Source organism: Spiroplasma endosymbiont of Agriotes lineatus (assembly GCF_964019485.1).
Lineage (GTDB): Bacteria > Bacillota_I > Bacilli_A > Mycoplasmatales > Nriv7 > Nriv7.
In genome coordinates, this window is sequence record NZ_OZ026448.1 from 490,416 (window position 1) to 504,249 (window position 13,834).

The following is a 13,834-nucleotide window of genomic DNA, read 5'->3' on the forward strand; positions in this document are numbered from 1 at the left end:
AAGTTTATTATTCTATTAATAAAAAAACTAGATTAAAACAAAAAAATTTGAGCGTCTAAATCTGAAGTTGAATCTGTTAGAACTGATTTAGTCGGTGATAATTGACTTTGTGTTGATATTGCATATCAAAAGATTAAAAAATTAAGGAGAAAAGAAAGATGAGTATATTTGGATTAGTATTTTTTACGATTTTAACATTATTACTAGCATATTATATTGCGGTTAATATTTATCGGTTTTTTAAAGATAAAAAGAAAGATGGTAGTGAAGCAAAACAGCTACCAAAAGATTTTACTTATTCACAACGAATATTTATTGCAAAGTTTAAGCGAAATTTATTAGAACAAGATGAAAAAGAAATTAAAAAGTAAGTTTTAGAAAATGTTTAAAAAAATAATTATTGAGTTAATTGAATTAATTTATCCAACTGCCGATTTACCACCTCAAGTTGTATTTTTGTTTTCAATTTTAATAATTGTAATGCTCTTCTCGGCAATTATTTTTCTGCTCTTTTGACCTTTTAAGCGGTAATTATTATGTTTTTAGTTGCTTGAAAAGATTTAGATTGAGAAATGACAAAATTGTATTTTTGGGATTTATTTATTCAAATTAAAGTTATTTCGGCATGAGTTTTTGGCGAAGAAATTGATTTAACCAAAGAACTACTTTGATTTTTAATAGCAAATATTGCCTTTTGAATGGTATTATTATTCATTGTCTTATTTATGGTTATTTTATTTTATAAGGTTAAATCATATTTTGTTTAGAAAAAAAGGGGGGGTGATTGTATGATTAGAACTTTTTTAACAGAAGTGACTACGCCAATAGCTGTTACTGGCGAACAAGCGGTTACTAATTTATGAAAAGCATTAATTAAAGCATTTGGTAATATTTAAACTGATATTATTGGTGGTAATATGCCAAATGTCGTTAATTTCTTTGCTACATATTGAGTTTTCTTGCTTGGCGTGGGTATTGATTTATTTTTAATCGCTTTCAAAATGTTTGAAAAATTAATGCTTGACAGATTAGTAATAAAAATAAAAAAAGTGTGATTTAATTGATGCTATTGTTTAAAAAAATAAATTTAAGATTATATGATTTTGTGACTTTAAATCGCACTTTATTTATTATTACGTGATTCTGTGGTGCGATTTTGCATTATTATAATCTTCAAAGTTGACGAATGTTATTCGATATTATTTATTTATTAATTGCTTTATATATTTTATATACTAAAATTTCTCATTTTTTTGCTCGTCGGAGTTTTATTAATTTCTTATTGAATTCGCCGTTAAATTTAGTAATTGGTGCTTTGGGCACCGGAAAAACCGCTTTAATGGTTTTAGCTTCTTACTTATTAAGTGGTTGAAAAACGATTTCTACTTTTCCGATTACCAATAAACAAATGCTTTCATTAGGACATATGTCTTTATTAGATTATAATTATCCAATTTTAGATGAGAAATCATTATTACTTTGAGATGAAACTAATTTATTTCTTGAAGGTACTGACTATAAAAAAAATGATAAGATAACCCAAGGTTTACAAGAATATTTCGCTTCGGCTCGACAATTTACCCACATCGTATTAGCGGGCGGGCGACGAGCCGAACATATATGGGTTAAGGTTCGTGTTCGTGATATTGCGAATTCAATAATTGTTGGCATTAGAAAAAAACCAGTTAGCATTTTTCGTCCTTATTTACAATTTATTTATGGCACTTTTAAATCGGTAAGCGAATACGAACAATGACGATTGATTAACTCTAATTAATGCAAAAAATGATAAAAAAGGTCGTAAAATCAAGTATCGTAGCATTCCGGAATTAGACATTTATTTCTTTAAATTGAAAATTCCGATGTCAATTTTAAACCTTTATGATAATAAATATTTATCATTCTTGCGCGAATTAAATAATCGTGCTTTGAATGATAATTATCAACATAAATTTTGAAATGATAATGTAATGGATATTGAAGCAATAGAATACTTAAAAATGGAAAAATTCAGTAAGATACTTTACTTACTAAGTTAAAAAAATAATCTGAAGAAGAAAAACAAGTAAAGGAGTTTAAAAAATGGAAAACTTAGAAAAAATGGCTAGTTTGATTGGCGATATGTTTTATAAAGTTTTTGATTTAATTTGAACCTTAACCATTCATTCCGGGAACAGATATTCGTATTATTATTTTTCCGCTAATTATGCTTGTGATAAATCTTGTAATTGGTGATATTTTAGGAATTCATATGGAACGATCAAAAGTTGGTTTTCGTGAAAAATATCAAAAATCAGTTGCTAATTGAGGAACTAAGAAACAATCATCTAGCGGGGGCGCATAAAGTTTTGTTAGGTAGGAGGTAGGAAAAGGTTTAAATAATTTTTAATGAGAAGCAACGACAATTTAATTATCATTTTATTTAAAAAATAAGTAATAAAACAAAATATTTAATATCAACAAACAAAATCTCAATAAAAGGTTATAAAACCTAAAGAAAACGCTTATAAAAACAACATCAAAATAAGTTTTTACAACAAAAATCATACATAAGAAATATATACTTAATTTGCATATTGAAATAATTTATATTATAAGTAAATGATTATTTTTTCTTTTTTTAAAAATACCTAAAAAAACTAAACGCGACCATCTAGTGGTCCAATTAAGAAATTTAGTGGTAATAATCCTGAAAATAGACCATGAGTCAACCAACATGAACGGCGAATAAAAAGGTAGATTTTTAAAATGTTTAAATTAATAATTTTATTTATTCTTGTTGTTGTTTTTTCTATTTTTGCTTTAAATGACTTTTTGGGTTTATGAGTCTATGTGCGTGATGGTTTAGAATATTTTAATAAAGTTCTATCAAGTAATATTAAAATTTTAGATTTGTTTAAACCAATGATAAGATTATTTTCTTAACATCCGATTTTCCAAATTTTAGGAACGCTTTGTATTTTATCAACAATATATTTAATTTTAAGGAGTTAAAAAATGAAAAAATTAAAGAAAATATTAGGTATTAAATGATTTAAAAGCGTTTTAGGTTTTATGCATTTTTTTATTATACTTCATAGTGTTATTATTATAATTTGAGTATTTTTAGCGATTCTTTAAATTAAAGGGGATAAATTTTTTAAAGATTTTATACCATTAAATTTTCAAAGTGTATTTTTTAATATTTATCTTTGATTATTAATTATTTATTTTTTAATAACTGGTATTAAGTTAATTATTAAGGGTTATTACTTTAATAAAGTTTTTAGAAAGCATCAAATGCAAGTTGCTAATTGTGAATGTCAACAACATCAACAGTATAAATTTTCTGATGCTTTTAAAGCAATAAAAAAGAGTTTTAAGATGTAATGAGATGCATAAGATTATTTCTTGATTTATAATCCATATAATTTTTATTATTTTGGTGCCGTTAGGGGCGTTCTTTGATACAAAACAACCACCAAAACCTAATATGAAACAATTTTTTATGAAACGAGAAAAACGAACCACCAATCCTAGTCAATGTGGTAAAAGTTGTGATTTGGAGTTTTCTAGTATTTATAATAGTTTTTTAATTCTTAGTAAAATTGGTGGTGATGCTGAAATTAAATTTCAAGATAACATAGATTTGTCCCTTGAAATTAAACGAACTCGCATTTTTAGCTTATCTTTTGGAAATAAAAATAAAGATTGAATTAATTTTTATAAAAATAATGGTGTTAAAAAAAATTATGATGATTTTAGTTATTTAGATTCAGATTTTGGTTATGAAATTTCTGAAATAATTAAGGTTAAGATAACATTTACCAAATAAATATGATTATCTTATAGTACAACTTCATTCTCCGCTGAAATTCCTCCTTTACCAGAAAAAGATAACGAGCAACCATTACCGACCGCAACAACTAAAAATGATGGTGAGTATCAATATAATCAGTTTCAAGATAAACTTGATTATTTAATGATACAACGCCGAGATTTTGATAAATTTAATTATAGTTATTTATATTGAGTCCCAATTTTTAATTTCTTTGATGATAATTTTAAATATATGAATGAAATATCAATTAAGTTAAATGGCTTTAAACAGAATAGTAAATTTAGTTTAAGTCGCAAAAATTCATATTTTATACCTACCTATAATGATGGAAAAAATTATTTTTAGAGAACTTTCTTTTTCTAGTTTTGGTGATGTTATTACTGTAAAAACTGAACATATTAATTATGGCGGTTTTAATGAGTTTTTAGAAAATGGTAAATCACTTTGAAAATCTGGCTCAGTAATAAGTTTTGGAATAGATTTTATTAATACCTTTTTTGGACAAGTTAATTATTATGGTAATACTTTTCATTTTTTTACGCTATGATGACAAATTAAAATTTGATTTTAAAGATTTTATGCTTTATTACGAAAAAGATTTAACTATTGATTTTATTAATAATTTATTTAATAAAATTTATAAAGTTTTAGGTGAGTTTTTTTGTACAATTTTTTTATGCGAGTTTTGATATGGATGCTTCTACTTATGTAGAATTAGATTACAAAGGAATGCAACAAATTTCTAAAAATGTTTTATAAATGGGTTTTTTCTATCGTTCCTTAATTACTTTTTATCCCCAACGGTATTTAATTAACTTTGGTTTAATAATCTAAAATAGTAAAAATATGATTTTTCGTTCTTATTTCTTTGTTAAAGATAAACAAACTGCCAATGGTTTTAATACCGGTAAAAGTTCTTATCAAATAGATTTTAATGTTTTAAAAGCATATGATAACCAATTATGATGGAATGCTACTAATAATAAACTGCATTTTTATAATGCTAAAGTCGATGTAATGTATGGAATTAATATTTTTACACTGACTTTTCCATTATATAAAAAGAAAAGTGAAAGCACTGAATATCATTATTCTTTATACGATTTTAACATTTTGAATTCAACGGCTTTTATTGGTGGTGGAATAAGTGGGTGATATGGATGATTTGATTCCTGCGCGCAATTTTGTTCTTATTGAGATTTATTTAGTGCAATATCTTGTGGCATTCAGCACGTTTCTGTTAGTATTTTGAATTGATTACTTGGTTTTCTTTCTGGGATTAATCTTTTAATTCGCCGCCCTATTACTGACATTGCCAAAATGACGATTAATTTTACGAAAACAGCATTTTCAGTACTTGAAGTTATTCCGGCATTTCAGATGTTATTTGAATTTATAGTACCATTGGCAATATTACTAATGCTATTAAAAAAGTTCTCTTAAAATATTTTTAATATTTTTATATAATATAATTTCTTTGAAAGGAGGATTTTTTGTTATGTGAAAATTTTTATCAACTTTAAATTTAATAAGTGTAATGTTTATTTCTGGGTGCAATAAAAATAGCATTGATTTAAAAAAATATGATTTAGAGTTTTCCGGCATTTATAATAGTTTTTTAATTCCTAGTAAAATCGGTGGTGGTGCTAAAATTAAATTTCAAGATAACATAGATTTGCCCCTTGAAATTAAACGAACTCACATTTTTAGCTTATCTCTTGGAAATAAAAATAAAGATTGAATTAATTTTTATAAAAATAACGGTGTTAAAAAAAATTATGATGATTTTAGTTATTTAGATTCGGGTTTTGGTTATGAAATTTCTGAGATAATTAAGGTTAAGATAACATTTACTAAATCAATAGAATTATCTTATAGTATAACTTCTTTCTATGCCAAAATATCTAATTAATTAGCAATTTTAATAAATATGTTTGAAAATCGTATTTTTTATAATACGATTTTCTTAATTTAGGGAGTTTAAAAATGAAATATATTATTTCCCAAGATGATTTAGCAGATTTAAAAGCAAAAGCACAAAGTTGATTAAGTGTTAATTGCCATAATCATTATTACTATAAAACTAAAAAACGCACTACTGCCTATTTAAATTTATGTACTTATTTCTTTCTATATTAAAAAAATTACTTTAACAAAACTTATTAAAAAATATTTTAAGAACAAAACGAAAACCTTTTATCGTTGGGCAGAAAAAATTATGACCGCTTATTATTCTGACAATTTAGATTTATTATTGTTTAAAACTACAAAACCACAAAATATTAATTATCAATATAGTTTAAATTCTCGCAAAAAAGTATGTGATTTATATTTTGATTACAAAAATCTTCAAGCCGGTGGAATGTGGTCTTTATTTAACAATTTAAAAATCGGTTTTCACGATATTAAAAATGCAGAAATTCCGAAAAATATTAAAACCTTTTATCGCTGAATTAAATCCGACCCTCATTGAAAAGAATTAAAACAGAAAATCAAAAAAAACGCCATTTTAAGCGTTATGAAGTATCTCCGATATCGATCTTTTACAAATGGATGCCAAAATCATTGCCACATCAAATTTTCCGGTTGATAAAAAATATTACATTTATGATTTCATTGATGAAATGACACGCATAGTATTTGGTTATGTTTATGATAGTTTAGGAACTAATAATGCAGTTAGTGATGCACAAAGAGCAATGAAAGATTTTAGCGAACTTGGCATAACCATTAAACGTCTTCGCACTGATAATGCTCCTGAATTTACTACTACTAACTGAAGTAATAAAAAATCGTACAAAGTAAAAGAAAGGCCTTTTACAACCTTTCTTTCGAGGAACGGAATTGTCCACGAAACCACACCGATTCGTTCGCCACAGAGTAACGGTAAAATTGAGCGGTTTCATCAACGTTATACCAAATTATTTTATTCTAAGGATAAAAAATTAAACCAAAACGAACTTCAACATTATTTAAACAAATATTATTACTTTTATAATTTTGAACGCCATCATTCATCTTTAAACAGTAAAACGCCTTTTCAAACATTGTAAAAATTTTTAACAAAGTAGTTTCTAGAAGTTTGAATAATTATTTTTTATAAAATATTTAACTTATTGTTACAATCGCTATTAAATTAAATATTTCTAGAATTAAAGGTATTTTTTTAATTTTAATTATTTACAATTTTAGCAAAATTTATTCCTAAAACAGTTGTTAAGTGTCTATTAGTGGCTCCAGCACTATAAAGATAACTATAAACATAAATATTTAATTTTAATTCTTTATTATTTTCAATTCATAATCCTATTTCAATATCACAATCAACATCATATGAAGCAAATCAATATTGATTTGCTTTAACTAAAGTTCTTCAATATGCTTTATCACTACTATTGTTATGATTTATATCAACATTATTTAAATTAATTTTAATATCTCCAAATTTATCTTTCCCTACATCACCAAAAGTTTCTGGTGAATTTTCTTCTCTATAAGTGTTAATTATAATGTAAGGATATTTTTCTATAAATAAATTTCAATCAGAAGCATATTTAGTAAAATATACTATATTTAATGTTTTCTTATCATTAAACCTTAAAGTATAAACTTTAACTATCATCTCCAGTTCTACCATAATAATAATCATATTTTACTATTATATCATTATTAGCTTCTACTAAATAAGGACAGGACTTGTTGTTCATTTTTCTCGTTTCATAAAAGATTGTTCTATTTTTCTTGGGGCATTGCCAACAATCCCTGTCATTCCACCCGCCCCCCGCTATTGTTATTTTTCCTATAATTCCTAGTAATTTTTTCATAGTTAATCAAATTCCTTTCGTGAATTTTTACTAATTGATAAAATTTACCAAACAATCAACATCCTTTCTCAAATTTGTACAGTCTAATTAATAAAAATTAATTATAAACTATCAAATAAAAATTTCTATCATTTTTTCAAAATATTGAATACTAATTATAGAAAAACATTTATCTTTAAAAAAGAAAAATAAGTTAACTAAATTTAACTTTGTTAAAATTGCTCTACCAAGAAAGGCGATTTTTTATGTTGGAAATTAAAAATAATGCCAAAACTTCAGAAAACAAGCATTGATTAAAATTATTTAAAACTCACAAAAATATGTACACCAACAAATGCGAACAACTAGCTAATGAATATGAAAAATTAGATAAATACTTATATAAATATCATTATCGGTTAAAACAAGGTTATAAAGTAGTTCATTTTGCTTTAAGAACAATTATTACAATTTTTGGTAATATTACTTTTAAACGACGCCGCTATAAATATTGAAATCAAAAATTAGGGAAATTTGAATATGTATGTTTGTTAGACAAAGAAATTGGTTTATTGTCTAAACAAAGAATTTATTTTGATGTTCAATTTAAAGTTTTAAGTCTTCTGGACGATGGTAAAACGGCATCGCGGTGTTTTTTTAGATGCTCTAAATCATTGTTATATTTCAAAGGCCGGTATTTCAAATATTTTAAATAAATATGATATTGCCAAATATTTCCAACTAGCAGAAAAAGAAACTAAAACTAGAATTGATGTTAAAAATAAGGATTTATATATTCAATTAGATGAGACATTTTTAGCGACATTAGATCATAAAGTTAAACAAGACCAAAAAATTCGTTTAGTTACTTTTCATACCAAACATAAAGAAAAAAAATAAAAAAATGCTCGTAGAGCGTTAGAAAACAAACGAGGGCATTTTCTAATGTTAAAAGTTGATAAACAAATAAATACGATGGATTATCGTAATTTATTAATTAAAGAATTATAAAAACAGTGAATATTAATTATGACAAAATAATTGTTTGTGGTGATGGTGCTACTTGAATTAGAGAAATTGTCAATAGTTTTGGTAATGTTAGATATATTTTAGATGGTTATCACGCTATTAAAAAATTAAAACAAACCACATTTAATATTATTTTTGAAAATCGCAAAGTAACACTAAATAGTTGAATTAAATTATATAAGGATGGAAATCATCAAGAATTAATCAAAACCATTCGTAATGTTGCTAAAAATGAATTAAATAATAAAGATATTAAAACAAATTAAATGTGTTACATTATATTAATGAAAATATTAATTCAGAAATAGAAATCAGAAAAGAAATATATGGATAGGCTACAATAAGTTGGACCATAATTATATAGACTTCGAAATTATTAAGAAAGAAGGAATATAAAAATGGGAAATAAAACCTCATACTCTGAAGAATTTAAAAAACAAATTGTTATGCTATACAAAAATGGCAAAAGTGTTATTAATTTAGGGAAAGAATATAATTTACCAAAACCAACTATTTATAGTTGAGTTAAAAATTATAATAATTCTGGTTCATTTAAAGCAAAAGACAATTGCACACTAGAAGAAAATGAAATAATAACTTTACGAAAAGAACTTAAAGACTTAAAAATGGAAAATGACATTTTAAAGCAATCGACACTGATAATGGCCAAAAAATAACAATAATTAATAGCAATAAGAAAAAATATTCGATAAGAAAAATGTGTAAATTATTAAATATTTCAAAATCCAATTACTATTATCAAATTAATAAATACACAAGGAAAATAGTGAATAATTATAATCAAGAAATTATCAGTGCATTTAACGAAAGCCGCCAAGTCTATGGAGCTCGAAAAATCAAAGTAGTATTAGCTCATAAAAGTATTAACCTATCTAGACACAAAATTAGAAACATTATGAAAAACAATAATTTGATATCAAAGTACACAAAAACAAGACTTAAATGCAAAAATATTCAAGTAAATAATGATCCAGTAAATAACATTGTAAACCGAGACTTTAATAATAGAAAAATAAATGAAATTATCGTTAGTGACTTAACTTATATAAAAGTGTGGGTTTTAAATGATTTTATGTATGTCTCCTAATTGATTTGTATAATCGCGAGATTGTTGGTTATAGTTCCGGACCAAATAAAAATACGGAGTTGGTTTATCAAGCTATTATGCGAATTATTAGACCATTATCAAAAATTGAAATATTTCATACCGACCGAGGTAATGAGTTTAAAAATAATATAATTGATCAATTATTATCTACATTTAAAATTCAAAGATCATTGAGTGCGAAGGGTTGTCCATATGATAATGCAGTTGCTAAAGCAACTTATAAAGTTTTTAAAACATAATTTATTAATAGTAGAAAATTCAATGATCTTGCACAATTAGAACTTGAATTATTTGATTACATTAATTGATACAATAATCTTAGAATACATGGCAGTTTAAATTATTTATTTCCAGTTACTTTTAGAAAACAAATGTCTATATAAAAATTGTCCTAAAAAGGGTTGCCAATCCAAAAAATAGATATGTTATAATCAGATAAGGAAATAATTAAGAAAGGAATTATTTAAATGCGTAAACCAATTATTATCAGTAATTGAAAAATGTATAAAAATATTAATGAAACAAAAGATTTTATTTTGCAAGTTGAAAAGAAAATGATAAATCATAATATTGATGTCGGAATTGCTGTTAGTTTTCCTTTATTGGAAACATCTATTCGTGAGGCTAGTAAATTAATTATTAGTGCTCAAAATTGTCATTTTGAAAATGCTGGTGCATTTACAGGAGAAGTTTCACCATTATTGTTAAAAACTATGAATGTTTCCTATGTTGTATTAGGGCATTCTGAAAGAAGAAATCTTTTTAATGAAAGTGATAAAATTATCAATAAAAAAGTTTTAAAGGCTTTAGAAAATAATTTAAAAATTATTCTTTGTTGTGGTGAAACGGAAGAAGAATATATTAATAAGCAAACAGAAGTAGTTGTTGCACGGCAATTAAAGATAGCATTAGAAAATGTTAGTGAGAAACAGTTAGAACAAATTGTTATTGCTTATGAACCAGTTTGAGCTATTGGGACCGGGAAAACAGCAACAGTAGAAGTAGCACAACGAATTTGTCAGTTTATTCGTAAAAATATAGTGGAAATGTATAATATCGCAGTAAGTACTAAGATGAGAATTCAATATGGTGGTTCTGTTAAACCAGATAATATTAAAGCACTTTTAGAACAACCAGATATTGATGGAGCATTAGTTGGCGGTGCATCATTGCAAGTGGATTCATTTTTGCAATTAATTTCTTAATTAATTTCTAAGGAGTGTAAGTAGTATGAATATTAAAGTAATTGCAATTGATATTGATGGCACTTTATTAACTGATAAAGGAAAAATATTAGATGATACTAGAGATGCTATTATTCAAGCACAAGAAAAAGGTATTAAAGTTATTTTAGCGACGGGAAGGGCGCCTAGTGCAACATTCTTTTATGCTCAGCAATTAAAGTTAGATGAGTATGGACAACATATTATTTGTTTTAATGGTTGTGTTATTTATGATTTAAAAACTAAAAAGAATATTTGAAATGCTCATTTAAATGAAGAAGATACAAAATATATTTATGAAATTATTAAAAAATACGATTTGAATTTTTGAGGTTATGGTTTAAAAAATTCTTCCTATACAAGAAAAAAATCAGTTGCTATTATGCGGGAAGCAAAAATAAATCCTAAATATAAGTTAAAGATTTTAAGTGATCGTCAATCATTGCCGGCTTGCTATACATTAACTATTAGTTTAGATGAATTAGAGGATAAAATTTGTGAAAATTTTAAAATTGAAATTGAAGCTAATGAACGAATTAGAACAACATCATCGTCATTAGAAAAATATCAATATTTAGAAATTATGCCAGCAAATTTTGATAAATCTAAAGCTTTAAAGTTTCTTGTGAATAAATGATATCTTAAACTAAAAAATTGTATGGCAATTGGTGATTCTTTAAATGATTATGAAATGTTACAAAAAGTTGGTTTAGGAATAATGATGAAAAATGGTCATTCAGATTTAATAAAAGTATCAACAGATATGTGTGATAGTAATAACGAAAATGGTGTTGGTAAAGCGATACTTAAATATATTTTAAATAATATTGATGAGAATAAGAGAAAGAAAGAGAATGATGAGGACTAAAAATCCAATATTATTAGCAATTTTAGATGGCTTTGGCATCGCTACTGAACGAGAATCTAATGCTGTTGTGAAAGTTAATATGAAACATTTTAAATATTTACAAAGTGTACTTATCAGTCGTTAGCAATTCACGCTTCAGGAAAGTGAGTTGGTTTACTAGACGGACAAACGGGAAACCAGAAGTGGGACATTTACATATTGATTGGTATCGGGAGGGCATAAAGTTTTTTTAGGTAAGAAAATATTTAAATAATTTTTAATGACAAGCAACAAAAATTTAATTATCATTTTATTTAAAAAATAAGTAATAAAACAAAATATTTAATATCAACAAACATAATCTCAATAAAAGGTTATAAAAACTAAGGAAAGCGCTTATAAAAACAACATTAAAATAATTTTTTACAACAAAAATCATACATAAGAAATATATACTTAATTTGCATATTGAAATAATTTATAATAAATGATTATTTTTTCTTTTTTTAAAAATACCTAAGAAAACTAAACGCGCCCCTGAGTATTATCTGATTTTATAAAATATGACAAATATGTTAAAATCAAAGTATTATATTTTAAAGAAAGGATAAAGAAAAAATGAAATCAGATGTTAATGAACAGCGGTTTAATAATTTGTTTTAAACTTCTTTGGAAGAAATTAAAGCAATAATTAAAGTGCCTTCGTTTGGTAATGGTGAAATTAATGAACAATATTCTTATGGAAAAAATGTTCATCAAGTATTAGAGGATGTTATTGATTTAGGTAAAAAACTTGGTTTTAAAACTAAATTAAGAACACAAGATCATTATGGATATATTGGATTAAGAGTATGGTTGTGATGCATGTAAAGAATTAATTGGGATTTTATGTCATCTTGATGTTGTTTTCCCAAGTTATTTATCAAAATGATAATTTCCTTCTTTTGAATCAACTATTAAAAATGATATTCTTTATGGTCGGGGAGTTATTGATGATAAATGACCGGCCATTATAAATTTATTCACTTTAAAATATTTAATTGATGAGGGTTTTATTCCTCAGAAAAGAATTTGGTTAATTTTTGGCATTACCAAAGAAACAACATGAGATTCAATTAAGCATTATATGAATAATGAAGAAAAACCAAAATTTGCATATACTCCGGGTGGTTATTTTCCACTTGTCTATGTTGAAAAAACGATTTTAAATTTAAAAATTATTTGAAAAAAATCCGCAACAATATTTTATAATAAATGGTGGTGAAATTTATAATGTTACTTGTGATCAAGCAGAATATTGTGATTCACAATTAGAAACATTAATTCCGAATTCCGGTATTAGAACAAAATAAATTTTTATATAAAAAACAAGATAATAATGTTATTGTTTTAGGAAAAACTGCTCATGGTTCAAAACCACAAGGGGGAATAAATGCTGGACTACAATTAGTAATGGCATTAGCAAACACAATTAATAATGATAGTAAATTAGTCATGTGAATTGCACAACACAACAATTAAGATTAGATCCTGATGCCATTTAATATTTTTACTAATATTGAAGATGAATCAGGGAAGTTAACCCTTAATGTTGGTTTTGTTGAAATGAATTCAAAAACTAATTTTATTGGTTGTGATTTTAGAGTTCCCGTCCATACGGACGTTAATGTAATTTTAAAGAAATTAGAAGCTTCATTGGCGCCATATAATTTAGTAATTGAGCAAGTTATTTTAAAAGAAAAATTATTTTTTGATAAAAACTCATTAATTGTTAAAAAATTATTAAATGTTTATCAGCAAGCAACAAATGATATGTCGCAACCGTTAGCAATTGGTGGCAGGATTTGCGTTACACTCGGAGTATGGAAAATTGTGTTGCTTTTGGGGCTATTTTTGATAGTAATACTTCAACTGAACATCAATATAATGAACAAGTTTTAATTTCAGATTTAAAAAAAGCAATGAAAATTTATATTCAAGCAA

The 13,834-nt window shown here is 25.2% G+C and carries 25 protein-coding genes and 1 pseudogene; 22 read left to right on the forward strand and 4 right to left on the reverse strand.

The window, feature by feature from the left end; genetic code table 4:
• The first annotated feature begins 158 nt into the window (after nt 1-158).
• The gene (locus AACK93_RS03150; protein ID WP_339025214.1) at nt 159-371 is read left to right on the forward strand and encodes a hypothetical protein; all 213 of its coding nucleotides are present in this window, start codon (nt 159-161) and stop codon (nt 369-371) included.
• 149 nt (nt 372-520) lie between these two features.
• Here the strand turns inward: AACK93_RS03150 and AACK93_RS03155 are convergent, their stop codons facing one another.
• Entirely contained in the window at nt 521-715 is a 195-nt protein-coding gene (locus AACK93_RS03155) for a hypothetical protein (RefSeq protein ID WP_339024254.1), read from the reverse strand.
• Between the two features lie 348 nt (nt 716-1,063).
• Between AACK93_RS03155 and AACK93_RS03160 the strand changes: the two genes are divergently transcribed.
• The 12 genes from AACK93_RS03160 (at nt 1,064) to AACK93_RS03215 (ending at nt 6,873) form a co-directional block, all read left to right on the forward strand.
• A complete protein-coding gene (locus AACK93_RS03160) occupies nt 1,064-1,777 on the forward strand; it encodes a hypothetical protein (protein WP_339025216.1) in 714 nt (237 codons plus the stop codon).
• An 85-nt stretch (nt 1,778-1,862) separates the two neighbouring features.
• Nucleotides 1,863-2,039, forward strand: coding sequence for a hypothetical protein (locus AACK93_RS03165; protein WP_339025218.1), 177 nt, complete (start codon nt 1,863-1,865; stop codon nt 2,037-2,039).
• A 173-nt stretch (nt 2,040-2,212) separates the two neighbouring features.
• The gene (locus AACK93_RS03170; protein WP_339025219.1) at nt 2,213-2,344 is read left to right on the forward strand and encodes a hypothetical protein; all 132 of its coding nucleotides are present in this window, start codon (nt 2,213-2,215) and stop codon (nt 2,342-2,344) included.
• 404 nt (nt 2,345-2,748) lie between these two features.
• On the forward strand, nt 2,749-2,925 hold the full coding sequence (locus AACK93_RS03175) for a hypothetical protein (RefSeq protein ID WP_339025221.1): 177 nt from the start codon (nt 2,749-2,751) through the stop codon (nt 2,923-2,925).
• Nucleotides 2,926-3,373: 448 nt separating this feature from the next.
• A complete protein-coding gene (locus AACK93_RS03180) occupies nt 3,374-3,814 on the forward strand; it encodes a hypothetical protein (RefSeq protein ID WP_339025222.1) in 441 nt (146 codons plus the stop codon).
• Between the two features lie 147 nt (nt 3,815-3,961).
• Complete coding sequence (locus tag AACK93_RS03185) at nt 3,962-4,165, forward strand: hypothetical protein (protein WP_339025223.1); 204 nt, start codon at nt 3,962-3,964, stop codon at nt 4,163-4,165.
• The gene (locus AACK93_RS03190) at nt 4,146-4,391 is read left to right on the forward strand and encodes a hypothetical protein (protein WP_339025225.1); all 246 of its coding nucleotides are present in this window, start codon (nt 4,146-4,148) and stop codon (nt 4,389-4,391) included. The genes AACK93_RS03185 and AACK93_RS03190 overlap by 20 nt, the downstream gene beginning before the upstream one ends.
• 275 nt (nt 4,392-4,666) lie before the next feature.
• Complete coding sequence (locus AACK93_RS03195; protein WP_339025226.1) at nt 4,667-5,263, forward strand: hypothetical protein; 597 nt, start codon at nt 4,667-4,669, stop codon at nt 5,261-5,263.
• A 55-nt stretch (nt 5,264-5,318) separates the two neighbouring features.
• Complete coding sequence (locus tag AACK93_RS03200; protein ID WP_339025227.1) at nt 5,319-5,732, forward strand: hypothetical protein; 414 nt, start codon at nt 5,319-5,321, stop codon at nt 5,730-5,732.
• A gap of 74 nt (nt 5,733-5,806) precedes the next feature.
• Nucleotides 5,807-5,959, forward strand: coding sequence for a hypothetical protein (locus AACK93_RS03205; RefSeq protein WP_339025229.1), 153 nt, complete (start codon nt 5,807-5,809; stop codon nt 5,957-5,959).
• A 79-nt stretch (nt 5,960-6,038) separates the two neighbouring features.
• Nucleotides 6,039-6,413, forward strand: coding sequence for a hypothetical protein (locus AACK93_RS03210; RefSeq protein ID WP_339025231.1), 375 nt, complete (start codon nt 6,039-6,041; stop codon nt 6,411-6,413).
• On the forward strand, nt 6,370-6,873 hold the full coding sequence (locus AACK93_RS03215) for an integrase core domain-containing protein (protein ID WP_339025234.1): 504 nt from the start codon (nt 6,370-6,372) through the stop codon (nt 6,871-6,873). The genes AACK93_RS03210 and AACK93_RS03215 overlap by 44 nt, the downstream gene beginning before the upstream one ends.
• A 119-nt stretch (nt 6,874-6,992) precedes the next feature.
• Here the strand turns inward: AACK93_RS03215 and AACK93_RS03220 are convergent, their stop codons facing one another.
• Entirely contained in the window at nt 6,993-7,442 is a 450-nt protein-coding gene (locus tag AACK93_RS03220) for a hypothetical protein (RefSeq protein ID WP_339025236.1), read from the reverse strand.
• Nucleotides 7,432-7,644 carry a hypothetical protein gene (locus tag AACK93_RS03225; RefSeq protein ID WP_339025237.1) on the reverse strand — a complete coding sequence of 71 codons (213 nt, stop codon included), beginning with the start codon at nt 7,642-7,644 and terminating at the stop codon, nt 7,432-7,434. Before AACK93_RS03225 ends, AACK93_RS03220 begins: the two co-directional genes overlap by 11 nt.
• A 245-nt stretch (nt 7,645-7,889) precedes the next feature.
• Between AACK93_RS03225 and AACK93_RS03230 the strand changes: the two genes are divergently transcribed.
• From AACK93_RS03230 to AACK93_RS03265, 8 genes and pseudogenes are all read left to right on the forward strand, one after another.
• Nucleotides 7,890-8,339, forward strand: a complete 450-nt coding sequence (locus tag AACK93_RS03230; RefSeq protein ID WP_339025238.1) for a UPF0236 family transposase-like protein — start codon at nt 7,890-7,892, stop codon at nt 8,337-8,339.
• Nucleotides 8,254-8,523 carry a hypothetical protein gene (locus tag AACK93_RS03235; RefSeq protein ID WP_339025240.1) on the forward strand — a complete coding sequence of 90 codons (270 nt, stop codon included), beginning with the start codon at nt 8,254-8,256 and terminating at the stop codon, nt 8,521-8,523. The genes AACK93_RS03230 and AACK93_RS03235 overlap by 86 nt, the downstream gene beginning before the upstream one ends.
• 116 nt (nt 8,524-8,639) lie before the next feature.
• Nucleotides 8,640-8,918, forward strand: coding sequence for a UPF0236 family transposase-like protein (locus AACK93_RS03240; RefSeq protein ID WP_339025241.1), 279 nt, complete (start codon nt 8,640-8,642; stop codon nt 8,916-8,918).
• A gap of 132 nt (nt 8,919-9,050) precedes the next feature.
• Nucleotides 9,051-10,164, forward strand: a pseudogene (locus AACK93_RS03245) (IS3 family transposase).
• Between the two features lie 84 nt (nt 10,165-10,248).
• On the forward strand, nt 10,249-10,986 hold the full coding sequence (tpiA, locus tag AACK93_RS03250; RefSeq protein WP_339025242.1) for a triose-phosphate isomerase: 738 nt from the start codon (nt 10,249-10,251) through the stop codon (nt 10,984-10,986).
• Between the two features lie 25 nt (nt 10,987-11,011).
• Entirely contained in the window at nt 11,012-11,872 is an 861-nt protein-coding gene (locus AACK93_RS03255) for a Cof-type HAD-IIB family hydrolase (protein WP_339025243.1), read from the forward strand.
• Nucleotides 11,862-11,996 (forward strand): hypothetical protein, encoded by a 135-nt coding sequence (locus AACK93_RS03260; RefSeq protein WP_339025244.1) that lies wholly within the window; start codon nt 11,862-11,864, stop codon nt 11,994-11,996. Before AACK93_RS03255 ends, AACK93_RS03260 begins: the two co-directional genes overlap by 11 nt.
• Nucleotides 11,997-12,520: 524 nt before the next feature.
• On the forward strand, nt 12,521-12,721 hold the full coding sequence (locus AACK93_RS03265) for a hypothetical protein (RefSeq protein WP_339025246.1): 201 nt from the start codon (nt 12,521-12,523) through the stop codon (nt 12,719-12,721).
• Nucleotides 12,722-13,170: 449 nt separating this feature from the next.
• Here the strand turns inward: AACK93_RS03265 and AACK93_RS03270 are convergent, their stop codons facing one another.
• Nucleotides 13,171-13,347, reverse strand: a complete 177-nt coding sequence (locus AACK93_RS03270; RefSeq protein ID WP_339025248.1) for a hypothetical protein — start codon at nt 13,345-13,347, stop codon at nt 13,171-13,173.
• 37 nt (nt 13,348-13,384) lie between these two features.
• Here AACK93_RS03270 and AACK93_RS03275 point away from each other — a divergent pair, with 37 nt between their 5' ends.
• Complete coding sequence (locus AACK93_RS03275) at nt 13,385-13,792, forward strand: hypothetical protein (protein WP_339025249.1); 408 nt, start codon at nt 13,385-13,387, stop codon at nt 13,790-13,792.
• The last annotated feature ends 42 nt before the right edge of the window (nt 13,793-13,834 follow it).